The sequence below is a fragment of the Maribacter sp. MJ134 genome (genome assembly GCF_003970695.1).
In the GTDB taxonomy this organism is placed as follows: Bacteria; Bacteroidota; Bacteroidia; order Flavobacteriales; family Flavobacteriaceae; genus Maribacter.
Window position 1 is genome coordinate 3,043,700 of the sequence record NZ_CP034570.1, and the last position, 20,800, is coordinate 3,064,499.

Genomic DNA, 20,800 nt, shown 5'->3' on the forward strand with positions numbered 1-20,800 from the left:
AAATGTAATTCCTTTATGGGTCAAAAAACGACTATATTTGACTTTATGTTGTTCAAAGATATTTTAGGGTTATCCCATATAAAGAATCACTTGGCGCAAAGTGCAGATGCGGGAAGAATACCGCATGCACAATTATTCGTTGGTCCAGAAGGCTGTGGCACCCTGCCTATGGCATTGGCCTACACCCAGTATATCGTCTGTGGAAATAAAAATGGTGAAAACTCGGAAGGTTCCATGAACTGCAATTTAAAGTTCGATTCCCTTTCCCACCCTGATGTTCATTTTGCTTTTCCGGTCGCAAATTCAGACAAAGTAAAAAGCCATGCAGTGAGCAATCATTACATGCAGGAATGGAGACAGTTTATAAGCGAACAACCTTATGGTAATCTTTTTGACTGGTACCGTCTAATAGATATTGAAAAGAAGCAAGGGCAAATTGGGGTGGATGAAGCGCTGGACGTTGTAAAAAAATTATCCCTAAAGTCTTATGAAGGCGGTTATAAGGTGATGTTAATATGGATGGCGGAACGCATGAACAACGCTGCGGCCAACAAACTCTTAAAACTTATTGAAGAACCTCCTGAAAAAACGGTATTTCTATTGCTTTGTGAAGACGAGGAACAAATAATACAAACGATACGATCAAGATGCCAAGTACTACACTTTCCACCCTTGTCAGAGGATGCCATTACAAAGGCTCTAATTGAAAAAGGAGCGAACAAGCAAGAAGCTATCCGCATTGCACACGAGGCCAATGGAAACTTTAACAAGGCCGTTGATTTGCTGAATGAAGATTCGGAGGATTTGGTATTCGAGAAATGGTTTATTCAATGGGTGCGTACTGCATTTAAGGCAAAAGGCAATAAAGGCGCTATACATGAGCTTATTCTTTGGAGTGAAGAACTTGCAAAAACTGGAAGAGAGGTACAAAAAAAATTCCTACACTATTGTATTACGGTAATGCGCCAAGCAATGCTTATCAACTACGGGGCAGAAGAACTCGCATACATGAAAATTCACGATGCTGGTTTCCAATTAAAAAAATTCGCGCCTTTTGTTCATGAGAACAATATTATTATCATAACCGAGGAGCTTGAAAAAGCCATTTATCATATTGAAAGAAATGGCAATGCCAAAATAGTTTTTACGGATCTGTCCATAAAACTTACGCGACTATTACACAAAAAACCAAACCAATTAAAGACATGAAATCATTTTTAGAATATCCTGCTGAAATTTTACTGTTAATATTCTTGATCGTTACTTTTTTACAAAGTGGCATCGATAAAATTATAGATTGGAATGGAAATCTTGGTTGGCTCAAGGGTCATTTCTCAAAGACTCCATTAAAAAATATGGTCCCCCTACTTCTTGGTACCGTGTTGCTTACCGAAATGGTCGCAGGGATTCTTTGTTTAATCGGCCTGGTCCAAATGGCTACTACGGGCAACACCGTCATGGCGCTTTATGGGGCAATATTATCCTGTCTTGCGTTATTAATGCTCCTTTTTGGACAAAGAATAGCTAAAGATTATGAAGGTGCCAGAACCATAGCCGTCTATTTTATTCCCGCTATATTCCTGGTCTTCCTGTTACAGTAAAGGACCTCGGAACAAACCCATGAGGCATTAGAAGGAAAGCAAACATTTCTTTGAAGCTAATATTGAAACATTATCAATCTCGATTATCGAGTAAAAAGAAAACCCTCTGAAAAAGGAAGGTCTTGCAGGCATCGAGCGCCCCAAACGCAAGGGGGAACCGCTGTACCGAAACACCCCAAAACAAAAGACCTTCCTTTTCGGAAGGTCTTGGAGGCATCGAGCGGATTCGAACCGCTGTACAAGCTTTTGCAGAGCTGTGCCTAGCCACTCGGCCACGATGCCATGATTTATGGACTGCAAAGGTAGTACCTTATTACAAGGTTTCAAAAATATATAATCACGTTCTTTTTGATTTTAAGGTTACCGTAACTTTTTCAACATCACCGTTTATAGGAGGGTTTACTTTGGATACCGCTACTTTTGAAGTTTTAACAGTTGGTAGCTCTTTAAATATGCGCCCGTTTATTCTTTGAGCTACATGTTCTAAAAGTTTGGAAGGTATGGCCATTTCCTCTTTTACGATATGGTTTATATGAACATAATCCACGGTATCTTCAAGACTATCCGTAGCAGCGGCTTTGGACAAGTCCGCTTTCACTGAGATATTCACTAGATAATCGCTTCCTAACCGCGTTTCTTGAGGTAGGCAACCGTGATAGGCGTAAACTCTTATGTTTTCTACAAGGACTGTTCCCATTTGTTGATGTTATAAGCCGTAAACTTATGATAAAAGAAACAATTTCCTAATACGTACACCTACAATTACTAATTCCTTGGAAGAGATCTACCCCTAATGTTAGCACGTGAGTACCCGTGCTATAGCCAAGTAATTCGTTAAGAATAATTTGATAAGAATACCCAAAATAAAAATTGCTCTTCTTTAATCCTGCTATAGGGGCAATGTATAAAGGGTCACCAATCTGATCATTAAGAAAACGATAGGTTACACCGGCATAGTAGTAATCTTCAAAATCGTACCATCTGAACTTTACGTTCAAATCGGTTACCGAACGGCCATCACTCTCAAAAAGTTGAAAAAATACCGATGGTTCTATTTCTAGGTTGCTGTTCTTGCTCTTGCTATACCTATATCCCGTGTAGAGGTAATAATTACGTAATCTATTGGGCTCAAAAATAGGGTTGAACTTGGTCAAATCCTTATCTATTAAATTTGATGCGTTGGCGCTGATGTAAAACTTATCATACCTATACAAAAGACCTACGTCAAAATTATGGTTGGTAGTAGCCCTATCATCTGTAACACTAGGGTCTAAAGCATCAAAATTCTCAATATCTATTCTAAACTGGTTAAAATTGTAGGAGATACCAAAGGATAGAAATTCATCATCATACCTGTCCAACGTTAAGTGATGTGCAAATGAAACTCGTGCTCCCCTTTGCTTGGTTTCTCCATTGCTATCATTGTACAGTAAAGCGCCTATCCCTGATTTTTCTCCAACACGCATATCAGCCGCCAAAGACTGTGTGTCCGGAGCATCTTTAATGCCAACCCATTGCGTTAATCCGTTAACACGAATTTTTACATGGTCGCCAATACCTGCATATGTTGGGGACATCACAAAAGGATTATCTGCCAAATACTGAGACAACTGGGGGATTGTCAGCTCCTGACCTTTAAGGGCGAAGGCACTTATTAAAAAGGCCAAGGTCAATAATTTATTTCGCATAATTTTCAAGGTTAAGTTCTATCTGTATAAGGTAAAATGTCCAACAAATTCTCTGTTGTCCTCGTCTCCGTTAAGCTTTATAACATACCAATAATCACCTGTGGGGAGTTCGCTTTGGTTGTACAGACCATCCCATCCGGCATCATTTAAGCCCATTCGGTAAACCTCCCTACCATAACGATCAAAAATGATGGTTAGTATCTGTGGAAAGGCTTCTTGATTTCTTGGTAACCAAGCGTCGTTTTGACCATCACCGTCAGGGGTAAAGAAATTTGGTATCTCTATGTCTATGAACTCCATAAAAATATTGGCTTGAGCCTCACATCCGTTATCGTCCACCACAGTTACAACGTAGGTATCCGTTCTTCTAATAATGAAGGTATTTTCGTCTCCATTATCCCTATCGTCAAAATAGAAGGTGTATCCTTCTCTTCCTCCTTCTGCAGTTGCCGTAATTTCATTAATTCCACTCTGCTCTAATGTTAAGGTAAGTGGCTCAAAGTTTTCTATCTCAAAATCAAAGGTTTGAACACATCCGTTGGCGTGCGCTATTGCTATATAATGCATTCCCGGAGCGGAATTCCTAAAATCTGGATTGAGTTGCATATCTGCGGGGTCTGTCGAATCTAACGCATATAACACATCCCCTATTATTGTTTGGTCTTCTAGGGTAATGTTTACATAATTGTCCGGTGTGTCACTAGAGCATTCGTATATAGGTTCAACGGAAGCGTTTAAGTTAACCCCTGGGGTAATATCTACAACAATATTTGCCTCACAACCATTGGCATCCCTTACGAAAACCAAATAATTATCCCCTGGCAGACCATTGAACACCGTTCTGTCCTGTACATAGTCCGCATCGCTATTAGAATTTAGACTTGTGCTATAAGGAGCTGTTCCGCCTGTAATATTCAATGTAATTGAACCATCGCTATTTCCTTCACATACCTCTGGAAGTATAGTGGCGTCTATTTGCAGTACCGTAGGCTCGGTAATCGTGTACTGTAGTTGTTCAAAACATCCGTTCTGATCTTGTGCAATGACTGTATAGTCTCCCGGTGCTAAGTCCGTAAACGTATTTTCACTATCAAATTGGTTTAGGTTAGGTGAAATTGCATATTGATATCCTCCTGCGCCGCCAGCAAGCGTCACCGTAATGCTTCCATCTTCTTCCCCAGCACAGCTAACATTTATGATATTTTCAGTGTAGCTCAAAGGGACCGGTTCAATAATTTCTACACGCTCGGCAGAAACTGTACAATCTTCACTGGTCACATTCACAAAATAAACACCTGCCGACAACCCTGTAAATTCACCAAACATTTGAGGTCCGGCAATTCTTGAAGCAGTACTTAAGGAAACATCCGTATAAAGTTCGTATTGGTAATTTCCTAGTCCACCGGATGCATCTGCATAAATAATGGCCGTACTTTCTCCCGTACAATTAATTACGGCCGCCGAACTATCAACATCCAAAATCAATGGCATAATAGGGTCTTCCGTGATTTCATTGGACTCGATGGGGGCACAATTAAAGGAGTCTTGAACATAATAACTATACGTTCCTGCACCTATATTAGAGAACACATGGGTGTTTGGACCATTTACTTCATTAAACGCACTGAACGTTATTCCGTCCACACTAAAAGTATAGGGGCCTGTGCCACCTGTGGCTATCAACTCCAATTCTGCCTGTGTGGCACAGGTTAACGCACTTGTTCTAATCAATTGGGCGGAAACCTCCGTTGGATCAATAATTTGAATTCTATTTGACTCTGCTGCGCAGTTATTGTCGTCCATAACCGTAACGCTGTAGAATCCTGCGCCCAGATTGTCAAAAGTCGCAGATGCCTGTGGAACAGATATGGGCTGAGCAGTTGTGCTGGTCATATCTGGATACACATTTAACTGATATTGATAGATAGGTGTTACGTTCCTAGCCCCGACCGAAGCTGTAATGGAAGCCGTATCATCACCATAACATACCAAGGTGCTGGCAGAAATGGTCGGAACGATATCATCCGGACGAATCAGGGTAATATTTCCAGTGTCGGTATATATACATCCAAAGGTATCCTCCACTACTATATCAAAATCTCCTGCAGACAAGTTGGTGAACAAGAAAGCACTAACATTGGTTTGTACGTTCGGAGCTTGACCTGTCGTAGTATTTATCAAAGTAATGGTATAAGGTCCGTTTCCTCCCTCTGGGTTCACCAGAATACTACCTTGGTCATTAGAACAGCTTACGCTAGATTCTATGCTGATTACAGCACTTATTGGAGCTTCAGGAGCTATAATGGTAATAACATTAGAATTTTCAACACAGAATGGCGCTTGGGTTTGCGTAATCCTCACATAATAAGAGCCGCCTGGAAGACCTGTTATCGGAGGTAATGCAGTACTCGTATTTCCGCTGCCGAGTTGCCCCGCAATAGGATTGTTGTTCGCATTGAATACTTGATAATCATAAGTCCCCACGTAATCTGTGATATTTACACTGAAGCTTCCGTCATCAATACCATTATTTAAGCATTCCTCATCCGTAAGTTTCGTGGCAACCACCTGCATCTCCAATGGTTCTTCAATGGTATGTACCGTATCAATCGTACATCCTGTGTCCAAATTGGTAATACTTATGCTATAATTGCCGGCCCCTAGCCCTGTGAAGAGACCCGTGTTATTACTGTCCGTGTATGTCACGTTGATACCATTAATCACAAAGTTTAGGTTTGGTGTCGACAAGGGCGGGTTAATCGTAAGATTTACCTGAATTTGAGCGTCATTACCTGGATTACAAGTAACAGGAGCTATATCCGTGATTACCGGATCACTAATCTCAACAAACTGGTCTATAGTTGCGTTAACTGCTGGGCTAGCACATCCATTGTCATCAAAAGCTGTTATTTCATAATCGCCTCCCGCATAATTAGTTTCTACATAAACAGCATTTGGACCATCCTGAACCACGGTTGCCGTAGTTGTATTTACAAATCTATACCTCACGAAATTGTTAGAGCCTCCTGACAGTGTTGAAGTGTCCACAGAGATACTTGCCGTGTTTGCATTATTGCTCACGGTACATGCAAATTGCTGTGTGTTTGCCGTAAAGCTAGAAACTACGTTAGGTTGTGTAATGGTCTGTGTAATGTCTCTGCTACATCCGTTTGGAGATTCTACTCTTATCGTGTAGGTAATACCCGCAATGGAACCTTCCAAACCAGTGAAAACCGCTGTTGCATCCGTATTACTTGAAGCGTTTATCGGGAACGTAGCGCTACTGCCTGGGCCAGCTATAATAATAAACGTGTAAGGTCCTATTCCATTATCAGGAATAGCGTTGACGCTAATCGTACCATCGTCAGCTCCGTTACACGTCACATCTGTAAAGTCATCAATAACAATGTTCGGTACAACAGCGGGTTCCAATCGCTGTGTTATTGTGCTACTACAGTTATGGCCAGTTGCTGTATCGGTAATCGTAAATACATAATCCCCTACCATAGTCAGGTTTGTGAACGTCGCCGTTGCACTTCCTAAAACTGCGGGTTGTGGTGTAGAAGCATCGGGGAAAGTAACAGTATAATTAAATGTTCCAGAGCCTCCGGTCTGCGTTATCGTAATTTCTCCTCCAGAATTACAATCGATTGTTTTATCAATATCGGCCCTTGGAGAAATAACTTCATATAAAATCGCAGCCGATGTTGTCGCGGCACAAGTAAGTTGGTCGGTTATCTGTACCTCATAAGATCCAGCACCTAATCCAGTAAACGTTGTGGTCGCCTGTGGCGCTCCAAACAAGCTTCCATTTCGCAATAATTGGTACGTGTAATTACTTCCCTGACCTCCTGTAACTCCTACTACCTCAATCTCTCCAGAGAAATCCGTACAATTTCCTTGGTTAACCTGTAAGTTCGCGGAGATAGGCTCAGGGTTTATTAGTGTTACATCGGTTAATCGTTGCATACAATCGTTCTGATCCTTAATCCAGACCTGATAATCCGTTCCGGGCGTAGCTGAACCTGCAAGACCTGTAAATCTTGGGTTGTTCACAAAGCTTCCTACTGTCGGTGATGGGTCTGTAGCTAAGGCAACAAAATAGGTGTACGTTCCCCAACCTCCTTGCGCATCGATAATTTCAATTACGCCATCATTAAAGGCACAAGTAATAGGTTCTACTTGCGTATTTCCTGTTATGGGACCGTTAGGACCAGCAATAGCGAAGAAATCTGTTGTAGTACAATTGGGGTTGCTATCTTGGACAATATCTACCCTATATTCACCCTCTCCTAAAGCAAAAGGTGTTGTAGGGCCAACATTGGCAGACACTCCATTGGCACCGCCAATAAGAACATCATCTCCTAAGGAAACGGTTCCTTGAGAATTATATATCTGCCAAGAGAATCCTCCGGTATATGGGTTAATTGGGTCGTTGATGGTAAAACTCACCGAGCCATCTGTTCCATCACAAACAACATCAACAACTGTAGACGTTATTTCAAAATTATTGGGTTCACCTACCGTATGTGAAACTGGGACTATACAGTTGGTATTTACGTTTCTCACTTCAAAATTATGCGTTCCCGTACTTAAATTCGTAAAGGTGTTCGATGCTCCGAATACACCACTTGGCAGTTGTCTAAATTCGTAATTTGCCAAGCCTGCCGGTGTGCTTGAGTCCGTAAGCGACCCAAAGGCGTTTATGGTAATATTCTCACCTGCAATACATGATATGGTTTGGTCTACTGTAATAGTAGCCGGCAATAATTCATCGAATGGAGCGATACTGGCCGACGCCGTCCCTTGGCAACCGTTGTCATCAAAAACAATAATGGTGTAATCTCCGCCAAGAACATTGGTTTCGATATAGGTATCGTTAGTGCCATCTTGAACAGGTGTCACCAAATCCAAATTATTGAAGAATTGGTAACGTACGAATGTATTGGAACCTCCGGTTGCACTTTGAACAGAAATACTTGCATTGTTCTCGTTATTTCCGGTAGTACAAACGAACTCTACAGGTATGTTCATGGTAACCGCTATGGCAGTTGGTTCACCAATAGGTATTGCCACACTGTTTGTTGGACAGTTATTGGAAGAAGATGCCGTAATGGTTACGATATATCCCGCTCCGGTTGTAGGTGCAAGACCAGTAAAGGTTGCGCTGGTATTCGTTGTGCTTGATGGGGTAATATTTACACTACTACCATCTCTGTCAGTAATCTCAAAAGTATATGGCCCAATAGCATTATCAACAGCAGAAATAGTAATTGTACCATCGGTATCTCCATTACAGGTTACATCTGTGGTATCGATAGTATCAACTACAGGCTCTAATCTCGTTGGGACTTCAACGGTAAAGGTTCTCGCAGGACACGATGGTCGATTGTTATCATACACGGACACCGTATACGTTCCCGGTGTAGACGTGGTCCATTCTTCCGGTGAGGTCAGGGTTGTTCTCGTTTCGTTTTCAGGTCCGGTAATCTCATAGTCATAAGAACCTGAACCATCTGTAGCTTCAATGGTAATTACAGCATCCGGGCCATAGGGGTTTGGCACTGTTACGACAGAACAATCCAATAATTTTGTATTTGTTGCACTTGCTTGTAATACAGGGTATATTTCTGCAGTATCCGAAGCCGTACAACCATTAGCATCAATAATTGAAATAGTGTAGGAACCTACAGCTACGTTATTGAACATACCTCCATTGTCAACATATATTGTTCCTCCATCGATGGAATATAGATATGGTGCACTACCGCCGCTTGCGTTCACGGTAATTCCAAAGGGTGTTGCACAATTTGTCGTTGTTACGCTAGTAATCGTAGGACTTTGTGAAATATCCATGGACACGGTATGAGAAGGTAACGTGGTCACCGGACAATTATATTGATCAGCAATCTCTACAAGCACATTGAACGGTGTTGCCGTTGCATCAACTAAATTAGAAATAGGCACTTCTACTGGATTATCGGTTGTAACGATATCTGAAATAAAATTAGTGCTACTTAGAGTATACGTATATGTTCCTCCACCACCTTGCGGATTCTGGATTTCCACTAATCCCGGGTTGGCACAGGTTATATGTGAAAGTACGTTAGGGGTGAATGTTATAGGGTCTAGTTGTTCTACTTCTACGTTCTCACTTCCTATAACACAATTGTTCGGTGCGGCTCCTCTTATTTCTACGAAGTAGTCCCCCGTACCTAAATTTGCTGGAGTTGGTACCGTAAAGGAATCCCCTGAAACAAAGGTTCCTTCTGTGCCGGAGGTTATCAATGTTGGTGCTCCAATTGGAAGTGTATCGTCCAAGCGATAAAAATCCCAATCAAAAGAACCGCCAAGTTCTCCAAGTGTTGTTTCTGTAACCGTATACGTAACTTGTCCGTTTGTAACTCCGTCACAAGTGGGTGTTACATCTGCTGATATCTGTACGGGTGGTGGTGCAAGCGTGTTTACGTTTTGTGAACTCTGCCTCACACACGGACTAGAATCACGTACATAAAACACATAAGTTCTTCCAGGCACAAGTCCGGTAAACACAAAGCTTCCTTCTCCTGCTGGCACGGTGTTACCACCAGAATCGACCGTTCCCCCTGGTTGCCACGTTGCAGATGCAGGATTAAAATTAACAGGGTTTTCCGAATAGGTGTATTCGTAAGGTGCTAGTCCCTCGGTACCTTGAACCGTAACCTGAAGATCGTTACAATCCACAATGATAGCAGAGATGCTAATATCGAGGTCATCCAAAGGATAAGGGATGGTATACCTTGGCAAATCGGTCTGGCAGTTAGTACCTACAACTCTAATAGATGGTTCTACTTCTGTCCCTGATGTATATGCAGCTCCGACGAACGTATCGCTAGATTGCCAGTTTGAACCACCGTCGGCACTAAATTCTAATGTGCCTAAGGTCAATGGATAATTGTCGAATTCAAAACCGTACATGTTTGGGTCAGGGTCGCAATTTACCGGTGCAATACCTATAATATCCGCTGTAAGCTCATCGGGATTGGTAATGGTCACCGGTGTTTCTGTTCTGTCACAACCATTTGCATCGGTAACGATAATCGTATAGTTCCCCGTGCCAAGGTTAAAATAGTTCTGGGTAGTCGCAACCACGTTCGTATTGGTCTGGTCGGATGCCCCGCCGTTGTCCAAATCGATAATTTCAATGGTATAAGGATTATCGCCCGCAGTAATGTTCACTGCAATGGAACCTGTACCATCATGACATTCAGGAGCAGTAGGGGTGGCTGTATACGCTAAGGTAACCGCCGGTGCTACCGTTTCCGTGGTTGTAAATTCACAATGTGGGTCTATTCCGTTATTGTCCCACACATAAACATCGTAATCCCCATCGTTACCCGTAGTAACGGCAAACGTATTGGAAGCACCGAAGTCCGCAAGGACAGGAACGTTTCCTGTAGGCATGAATGCGTATACAAAATTGCCGTCTCCTCCCGTCGCGTTCACGGTAATACTACCATCCGCACAAGAGCTGATATCCACGACATCTATGGTTGCGTTAAGATTAGGGTCTAAGGAAACTGTTTGTGTATTGGAAGCCAATGGGCATCCAAACTGATCTCTAACTTCTACATCATAACTACCGTTGGATAATCCTGTAAATGTATAGGTAACATCCGTTGCAATGGCAGGTGTTCTCCATGGCCCTCCGTCTATTCTAAATTGATATCCTCCGTTGCCTCCCGTAACGTTCACTACAATAGATCCGTCGTTATTACCAGTATAACATGCGGTAGGTACTGCATTAAACACAATGAGTTCTGGACCTGCTACCGTGATTGCGTTATCTATGACGTCTTCACAATTATTACTATCCCTAACCCGAACTACATAGCTCTCCCCTGGGTTACTTACTGGAACATTATTGAAGATAGGTGAATTCTGATAAGGTCTTTCTACGGAAATAATAGATGCATAAGGCGCGGCAAGGTCTGCGTCATCACTGATTTCCAATTGATATTGATACGCCGGTGTACCTCCTGTAGTACTCGCTGTTATCGTTGCTCCCGAATTATTACAGGTAAAATCTGTTGTTATCGCAGCGCTGACATCAAGTGCCGTTGGCTCGGTTAAAACTTGACTTAGCGAAACTGTACATCCGGTTGGGTCATTTACATCTTGAACTACAATATTATGCGTTTGTGCATTAAGTCCGGCGATTGTTTGGGCCGTTGTAAATGGGCCTACAAAACCACCTCCGTTTATACTATATTCAAAACCACCAGCTCCGTAATTGTCGGCATCAATGGTAATGCTACCAGAAGCATCACCGTTACAATCTAAATTTTCAAAAGCCGTGACGGTAGCTTCAAAAGCGTTGCCATCTGCAATAATCACCGTGGTATCTACATGGCAATCTGGACTATAAGTAACCCTTAACGTGTGCGTTCCTACTGCAATAGTATTGAAAATATTGGCTGAAACTCCTGGCCCTTGGGCTGCACCATCTAAAATGTAAATGAACGAACTATCAAAAGGTGTAACACTTACATTACCGGTCCCATCGCAATTATACACAACAGTATAATCTACTGTAGGCGCTACTGGTAAAGGAGCAATGGTAACATCGCTTAACGTAATTTCACATCCTATCGCATTGGCGTCTCTAACGCTTATGGTATACGTGCCATCGGATAAATCCGTGAACGTATGACCGCCTGTAGTAGTGGTTGTCCACGAACCACTATTTAAACGATATTGATAGTCCCCAGAGCCACCCGCCGTTGGTGTAATACTTCCAACAGTGATTTGGCCAAGTTGAGCACAGGTATAGTCTTGTGTTTGTACTGCCTCTGCAACTAATTGGTCTGGTTGATTAACGGTAACAGGTATGGTCGTTGATTCGCATAAGTTTGCATCCCTTACTCTTACTTGATACGTACCTGCGCTTAAATTCGGAAAATTGGTGCCTGTACCATACGTTACCCCATTATCAATACTATAGGTAAACGGAGCTTGTCCTCCAGAATTGACCAAGATGGCTATTGACCCATTACTGTCTCCAAAGCATGTAACGTCAGTTGGTGTTGGGGCAAAGTTAATTGGCGCATCCTGTGTAATTGTCAAAGCAAAACTTTCTGAACAATAACCTGTGTTTCCACTATTGTCTCTTACATAAACATCGTAATTCCCTGCTGCAAAACCAGCCACTGGGTTTGTTGTGCTAAAATCTCCATTGACAGGGGTAGCGCCACTAGCAACAATGGCATAGGTATAGTTCCCGTCACCACCATTGGCGGTAATCGTTACCTCAGCTGATGTATCACAGGCAGCTATGTTCGGAGCCACAGCAGATACTGTTAAATTAGGTTCTATTGTAACCGTTTGTGTGGCCAAAGACAACGGGCATCCATTTTGGTCTCGTACATCTATATCAAAAGAACCATCTGATAAGTTTTGGAAAGTGTAGGTCGTTGATGATGCCGGAGTAGGCGTTAACCATGGTCCTCCATCAATTCTAAATTGATATCCTCCATTACCATCCGTAACGTTTACTTGAATAGTGGCGTTGTTTCCTCCGTCGTAACAAGTCATCGGAACGGCATTGAACACTAATGGGTTCAATGGATTAATGATTATTGATGTATCGATAACATCCTCACAATTATTTGCATCCCTAACGCGTACAACATAGGTGCCATCGGCTAAACCTGAAAATACCCGGTTAGTACCATTCGTAGCAAAATCATAAGAGGCTACAGGTGTACCACCAACATTCTCAAGTTGATAGTTATAAACAGCTGTACCACCCGAGGCGTTCGCCGTAATCGTTGCCCCATTCGTACATGTTAGTGCTGTCGTAACATTTGCATTAACCTCAACGGCAGTTGGCTCCGTGATTAATGCGGATACGGATGTAGTACATGTAATTTCGTTCGCTTTTCTGATTAAAACCGTTTGGTTACCCGCTCCAAAAACCGCATTTGTAGTTACTGGTGAACTTGTAGATAAAATCCAATTTGTGCCTCCGTCCTCAGAATATTCAAACCCGGCAACCGAATCAAAATTCGCTACTTGAAAGGTGATTGTTCCATCACTCAACCCGTTACAGGATGCATTCGTAGAACTTTGCAAAGTACTTCCGAAAACTTGACCGGCAGCCACGGTTACCGGCGTTTCAACAGATAGTTCACAAACCTCCGGTATTTGAAAAATTTCTATGTCATCTAAAGCTAAATCGTTTCCATTATTCCCTATTTTTTCGGTTCTGATAACGAAATCCAGATTCGTGTTTGCTCCTGGATCTAAATCCGCCGTAAACAGAACCCAATCGTCAGGGCCTGTGTTCTTAGCAATATCACCAGTTCTTATGGATTGGATTACCGTTCCTCCGGTATCCACTATTTCAATGGTTAAATCCGGATCTAGTATAGTCCTCGTAGAAACAACGAGGTTAAAAATGTGAAGTGATATCCTTAAAGGTCTATTGGGAATAATATCATTTATAGGTTTGGTATAAATAATTTGTCCTGGACTTGGTGTTCCTACGTTGATTACTAAAAATCTTCCGTCTGGATCTGAAGGATTTGTGTGGTCATTAGGGCTTATCCAAGCTCCGAAAGGCGCTACTATTCGATTGGTAACACTGTACTGAAAATCGTTAATATTTCTATTGGTATCTCCGCCACCAGCTGTACTTGTCGTCTGGTCCTCATACGCATATCCTCTTGTGTCCGGACTTGGTATGGTGCCATTTCCAACGCCAAAATCTTCTGATAAAAGCAAACTAGGAGTTGGTGGAGTCTGGGAGGTATAATAAGTGGTAACGGTATAGGTGCCAGGAGCTACGTTATTAAAAACATTGCTAGTAGGGTCTGGGGCATTGGGGACACCGTCTAACTCATATCTGTAATCGTACCCACTTATACTCGGCGAAGCCGTAATAGTACCCGTTCCATCACAGTTGTAGTTCACCTCAGGGGTCAAGACCACATTAGGAGGCGTGGGTAAATCCTCAACAGTAACGTTCATAGGGAACGAACATGCACTGTCCCTTACCAGGACTGTATAGTCTCCAGGAGGCAATACAGCGATTGAAGACGTTCCCCATGTGCTACCACCGTCAAAACTATACTCATAGGGCGCATTACCTCCAACCACATTCGTAATACGTACTTCCCCTCCGTTAGGGTCACAAGTGGCATCTCTAGATACTCCTGCCGATGCACTTAACGGAAATGGCTGATTCAGTACGTACTGTTGCGTAATATCACACCCGCTACTGTCAAGTACTCGGATATCATAATTTCCAGCGGATAACCCAACAAAATTATGGGTAGGTTGGTAATTAGCTCCGTTATCGATACTGTATTGAAAAGGGGCTACTCCGCCTGTAATGTTGATGGTCAATTCTCCATCAGCATCACCTGAACAAGATGGCTGCACTTCGCTAATAGAATCAATGGTAAGTCCGCCATTATCAGCTATCGTAACCGGAGCCGAAATTCCATAACATCCATTCGCATCTAAAACTATAAATTGATACGTTCCGTCTTCTCCTAGGAAGTATTCGTCGATTAAATCGTTGTCGGTATCTCTCCAACCAAAAGTAAACGTTGTCTCTGTTTGATAGGCATTAGGGTCAATATTATCTACTATTTGTTGTTCGGTTGGCGAACCTCCTGGGCTGTGCAATACTGTTCCGTCCTTGCTCCAAATGGCGTACTGGAAGTCCGGATTACCCTGACCTCCGGTTCTACTAAGTTCAATTGTACCTGCCGAACAGCCTATGTTGGCGGTGGTCAGTGCTGAAACCGTTGGGTCTGGAATACGATTAACGGTTATGGATTGCACATCTATACATCCATCATCAGATCTTGTAATGATAAAATAATCGCCCTCGTTTACATTGAAGGTATGTGAATTATTAGGTTGTGCGGTTTCATCGTCAATAAAAGTGCCTCCTGGGTGTAATCCTTGATAAGGGTCGTTTGCAGGGGCAACGGGCGCAGCGGTACCATCATCCAGTCTTAGCTCGTAAGAATAGTTAGGGAACACATTTAAAGCGTCTATTTGAATTGATCCTTGGGCGTTACAATTAGCTTCCGTCGTGGTCAGGTTTACTTGCATGTCCCTGTTCAAAATACCGATATCCGGAGTACTAAACACACATGCGCCAACAATTGGATCTCCCGTAAATGGGTCTAATTGCGTTACTTCTACTCTAAAAGCTCCGTTGGTGGTAAAATCAAAACTAGGTCCGTTATTAGCGCTAAAAGGAATCGCTATGGTGTTCGTGGCAACATCAACCAATTGATAGCCATAACCACTTCCCAGATTTGTTATGGTAATATTTCCATCGGTATTACAAACTACATCTCTACTGGTGTAATCTATATCTAGGTTGTTCTGAAAAACATCAAAATAAAAGCGGCTTACGCATCCGTTTAGGTATGTAATGGATAATCTGTATTTGCCTTCAGTCCCGACCGTAAAATCACTTCCCGTCTCTACCTGGTTCCAAGTACAACTTAGGTTTCTGTTCAAACAGTTCTCCGGTTCTACGGTACAGCTAGATTCGTCTAGACGTTCCCAAAAAAGGCCTTGTGCATCGCTAATATTTACCTGTAAAAGCTGGCTGTCGTTTGTTCCACACAAGAATATCTTGGGAAATTGTGTTGTACCATCATTACAGTCTACGACAATTTCCCCCTGTATATCGTTAGAGGCATTGGCATCGCTATTTAAATCGTTGAAATAGTCTAGAATAGGATTAGTCTGAGTTGAACCAAAAAGCTCAACATCAATTATTTCCATAAATCCTTTACAAGGGTCTGCTATTTGTTTGTCTACCAGATATGTTCCTACTTGGTTTACAACCACTGTGCTGGGGTCATTATCCGGGTCACCATCGTTTATAGGGGTATCCGTGGCATCTATTACACCATTGTTGTTATCATCTCTTACCCATACATAATTGTCAAAATTATCCCCTGCGTCAAGTATTACATTATCTCCACATAATTGCGTGGTTCTTCTAAAATTACAGGCCGATAAATCATCCAAAAGAAAGTTGGTCGCTCCGGGAGTAGTAAAGCCACAATTATCAAAATCCGTAACACTAGGGTCATCTGTAATCTGGTTGTCATTTTCAATACCTTGATAGGTAGAATATGCTAAATTCTGTATTAAGTCTGTACAAGCATCAACAAAATCAAAACAATTTTCTGCCACTCGCACCCTCATTCTAATGGACGAAACAGGACTAGTATCGGTAACCAAGTTATTTGGAATCGTAAAAAGAACTATTCTTGTTGCTGGGTCATACGTGTATGTAACTCCTGTTGGCAGTGACCCTGGAGTCGTGAAATATGCTTCGTCCAAGGTTACATTGATGGGTAAAATATCTCTTATCGTATAATTATCCGCGTCATCGTTTCCAATGTTGTCAAAAGACAGGACATAATCCAGTGTTTGACCAAGGTTAACGCCTAATCCCGTAATGTCATTACCCGCAATATCTTCAACTCTTTTTTCTAGAACAATGTTGGGTTCAATAATCTCAATGTTAAAGGAGTTGAAAAAGGGATAAAATTGATCACCATTCGTACGAAAACGAAATGTTGCCGCAGTTTCATTATTAGGAATGGTATTGGTAGGCAGGTTTAAAAAATCAGCATCAAAACCAAGTGTATTTAAACTAGAGGGTACCCTGCCTACAAGATCAACCCCGTTCAGTGTAATATTACTATTAAAGAAATTATTTTGGGGGTTAACAGTGTTTCGCATTCTATAGAAACCGGAACCTGAATTCAATGCTGCCCTAATTTCCATTCTGTCGCCCGTAATAGCGAAATCACCTTCCAACGCCGCTGCTCCTATATTAGCGTTCACGGGACCTGTTGGAATGGTCGTAAAGCCGTTATAATCGATCGTAATAGAATTTGAACCGGTAACACGCGCAAAACCATCAAATGTTGTTATGAGCTTTCCACTTAAGTTAGGGTTTTCGTAGGCAACCACCAAGGTCCAGCCACCTGCGCTACCACCAGGCATATGGCTAGTTCCGGTACTTAAATCATATCCCACACCTTGAGCGGCCGGTATATTTGCTACGGTATAATCGCCTTCTGGATTTGCCTGTGCGGTTATCAATGCGGTAATATCTGCGTAACAAGCGTAGGGTGCATTACTGGACAAGGCCGTATTGGTAAGTCCATCATAAAGGATTTCATCCGCTGTAATGTCTACATAGGTTCCACCGGGAACCATTAGCTTTACTTGGTCAATTGGATGTGTTCTAGCCGTACCGGAGGCATCAGTAGTGTGGTCTCTAGGGTAGGTTGCGGACCAATAGAGTGCCGCATATCTAATTCGGCTACAGGAAGCATCTGCGAAGGTAAGGTTGGCAGTACTAGAACTAAATGTAGTTACATCATTGTCTACATCAATGTAACGCATATTCTTAAAATCATTGTAATTGTAATACCCGCCGGTTTCAGTGTCCCGATTACTTGCAGGGTTAAAACTATTATCGTCGTTAAGGTTGTTGTAAGCATCATTTGGCTCGGTATCACTGGTACCGCCGTCCCTGTTCATGATACTGTTGCCCACAAAAGTCAGGTCGCCCTTCATATTGGCTTGATATCTAAAAGTATCGCCAGAAGGATAGGTTCTAGTAAAGGATTGATATTCCTGAGCAAAACCAGTGAATGCGAGAAGGCAAAACAGCGCCGTCAAAAAAAAGATACGGGAAGCTCGTCGGGAACTAACCGTAGCTACAGTTTTAGTATTGAGAAGGTAATTAAACATAATAATCATCCGGTGTTATTCAAGTAGACTTATTCTCCTTAAAGCTCAATCTTGTTCATTGGCCAAAAAAAGAGTACTCCAATAACAAATATGAATTATAGTGACGATGTGCAGAATTTAATGTTGTGGTATGGGACTATATTGTTGTGAAAGCGGCATTACCTTAGGTAACCGGTCTACAAGAACCCTGTTTATTGCTATTCATCGATGTGCAACATCTTAAGGCAGATGAACGATTTTTGCTGAGAATGAATACTTCAATAACCATAAAAAAAGGGTAAAAGGGCTATTTCTTGAACTAAAAATAACGGTCTATTTTTACTTGGAATAGGGTAGTTTCAAAATACGATTTGACCGAATGTTGATGATAAAAATGAAAAAATCCCAATGAAAAACATCGGGATTTACAGTGAAATTTCAGCTGAATTTTAAGCGATTTGATTTGAATTTACCCGCATAATCCACATTTTATCATCATAGGCATCGTTCAATCTAGAGTAATAGGAAATCAGCGCATTGCTCCAAGAATCGTGGCGCTTTAAGTAAACGTACCGGTACTTGTTCTCCGGGTTGATAAAATAACTTGCATTTAAACCGTAAGAGTTTAAGAGTTTTACAAAACGATTAGCGTTTTTCGGGTTTGCAAATACGTTAGCAATGATGTAATACCCTGAACCTATTCCATTTATTTTATACGTTTGAGGGTCAATTTCCTTAGCGGCTACTTTATCCTGTGCTACTACATTCTTCTGTAATACGCTTGTATCGTATTTGGAAGACTTCTCCTTGAGTTTGTCAACGTTGGCGGCATATTCCCTATTGGTATATCTATTGGCTACGTTCATAATCCACGTAGCGTCATTGTAAGCGCCATTAAACTGGCTTTCATGGGCCGCCACGGCTTCGCCCCATGTGTCATAACGCTCTAAGTAAACATACTTTAAGCCGTTGTTTGGGTTGTCTATGTAATTGGCATCAATACCTTTGTCGTTAAGCGTGTTCAAAAAGTTATCCATATATTTCCCTCCCTTATAAACGTTTGCTACCACATAATAGCCGTCTTTAACATTAGGTAGGTCCCTGAACTTTCTGCTTTTTACTTTGTCTTGTACGATGGATGATGTACCAGACCGTTGACTAGTATTTCCCTTTGGTTTAGTAACAGCGATCGCATCTTTTTCTTTGGTGTATGTGCTAGCTGGTTCCCTGTATTTGTCCTGACCGGTTTTTTTGGTAGCAACAATTTCTGTTGGCGCAACGGTTGTTCTTCTGTTGGGCCTAGCCACCCCATTTTTTTCTTCAGATTCCGATGTACTAACTTTGTCTATAGCAGCCACACTTTCCTCAGATACGTTCGGGATAATTTTCGGTGCTGCGGTAGCGGGCTCTTTTCTGGCTGCGCTATTGTTTACGATGGCATCGTTCTGGGTTTGCCTGCGGATATTCTTTGACACTCCTCCATCATTACTATTATTTCTTCCTGTAGCTGCAATACTACTTTCATCGTTCCCTTTAAATAGTGCTTCGGCCTTTCTTTCTAAATCGGGGCGTTCGCCGCTAGTTTCGTTTCTAACCATGCGCATGACCATATTGAATCGTCTTTCCAGATCTTGCTGCCTTGTTGATTCTAAAGAATCCTGTCTAAACATCAGCTCTTCGATTATGGCATCGTTCTCAGCTAATTTTCTTTTCAATTCAGCAATCTCTTCCGACGAGGCCAAATTTTCGGGTTCTAGCGAATTTTCGACAAGGTCGTCCGTGTCATCCTCCAACATTACCCGGTCTTCCGTAAGATTAGGCGTAAAAGAATACGCAAATGATATCTCATGTGTAAGTCCAAAATTGTCAAAATTGTTAGACAATCCCTTCTCCATGGTATATCCTAAAGAGATTCTTTGGTTGAGGTTGAAACCGACCCCGGCTGAAGCACCGTAAAAACTATCATAACCACCTTGTACCCAACCCAATTTGGGCAAGTCCAAAATTAGACTACCTCCTAAGGTGAGTTCCTCTTCCCCTACTTTCCTTACTCTCGCTAAAGGCATTAGTCTACCTTGTCGTAATACCCCGGACTGGTTTTCAAACTGATGGGTATATTGTAAGTGTCCCGAAAACGTTTTATCCTTGAATTCCGTTAAGGATTCGCTAGTCTTTATATTGTAATCGAACAGGTTCTCAGCGAATACACCCACATCAAACTTGCCATAAGATAAATTGAAACCTGGCTGAAAGGATAATAAATTCTGATCCTGTAATCCTGCAAGAAAAGGGTCTTCCTCAACTGTAGTAGCTCTTCCTTCATCAAACCCGCTATTGTAGTAAGAAAGGTTTGCTCCAAAGGTAAAATTACTTTTATCGCTCAACTTTATACCATATGCATAGTTGGCCAAAACACCATAGTTGCTCAAGGCTCCTAATCGTTGCGTATACAAGCTAAGTCCAAGACCAGTACGGTCGCTTATACGACCACTGTAACTTAGAAAATAGTTTTGGTTGTTATCATCAAATTGTACCGATTGGTTTCTATGTAAGAGGTTTACATAGGATTTATCTTCTCGAACAGTTGAGAACGTTGGATTTATTAAGAACCTGTTATACTTTAAAAGGTTTTGTGCAGGCACATCGTAAGCCACAAAAGGGTTGTCCTCCTGAGCTCCGACTTTTACGGTGCCGAGCAATAATACTAGTAGATATAAAACACTTTTCTTTAGCATGGTGAAA

The 20,800-nt window shown here is 42.0% G+C and carries 6 protein-coding genes and 1 tRNA gene; 2 read left to right on the forward strand and 5 right to left on the reverse strand.

Features of this window, described 5'->3' with window-relative positions; genetic code table 11:
• The first annotated feature begins 45 nt into the window (after positions 1 to 45).
• Together holB and EJ994_RS13170 are read left to right on the forward strand one after the other, a co-directional pair.
• On the forward strand, positions 46 to 1,209 hold the full coding sequence (holB, locus tag EJ994_RS13165; protein ID WP_126593726.1) for a DNA polymerase III subunit delta': 1,164 nt from the start codon (positions 46 to 48) through the stop codon (positions 1,207 to 1,209).
• On the forward strand, positions 1,206 to 1,601 hold the full coding sequence (locus EJ994_RS13170; protein WP_126592913.1) for a DoxX family protein: 396 nt from the start codon (positions 1,206 to 1,208) through the stop codon (positions 1,599 to 1,601). The genes holB and EJ994_RS13170 overlap by 4 nt, the downstream gene beginning before the upstream one ends.
• Positions 1,602 to 1,809: 208 nt before the next feature.
• Here EJ994_RS13170 and EJ994_RS13175 read toward each other — a convergent pair.
• The 5 genes from EJ994_RS13175 to EJ994_RS13195 all read right to left on the reverse strand — a co-directional run bounded on the left by EJ994_RS13175 (position 1,810) and on the right by EJ994_RS13195 (position 20,793).
• A tRNA-Cys gene (locus EJ994_RS13175) sits at positions 1,810 to 1,883 on the reverse strand.
• Between the two features lie 55 nt (positions 1,884 to 1,938).
• Entirely contained in the window at positions 1,939 to 2,298 is a 360-nt protein-coding gene (folB, locus tag EJ994_RS13180) for a dihydroneopterin aldolase (protein WP_126592914.1), read from the reverse strand.
• A 46-nt stretch (positions 2,299 to 2,344) separates the two neighbouring features.
• Positions 2,345 to 3,289 carry a type IX secretion system membrane protein PorP/SprF gene (locus EJ994_RS13185; RefSeq protein ID WP_126592915.1) on the reverse strand — a complete coding sequence of 315 codons (945 nt, stop codon included), beginning with the start codon at positions 3,287 to 3,289 and terminating at the stop codon, positions 2,345 to 2,347.
• A gap of 18 nt (positions 3,290 to 3,307) precedes the next feature.
• Positions 3,308 to 18,079, reverse strand: a complete 14,772-nt coding sequence (locus EJ994_RS13190) for a T9SS type B sorting domain-containing protein (protein WP_164721466.1) — start codon at positions 18,077 to 18,079, stop codon at positions 3,308 to 3,310.
• A gap of 428 nt (positions 18,080 to 18,507) precedes the next feature.
• The gene (locus EJ994_RS13195; RefSeq protein WP_126592917.1) at positions 18,508 to 20,793 is read right to left on the reverse strand and encodes a PorP/SprF family type IX secretion system membrane protein; all 2,286 of its coding nucleotides are present in this window, start codon (positions 20,791 to 20,793) and stop codon (positions 18,508 to 18,510) included.
• Positions 20,794 to 20,800: the final 7 nt, after the last annotated feature.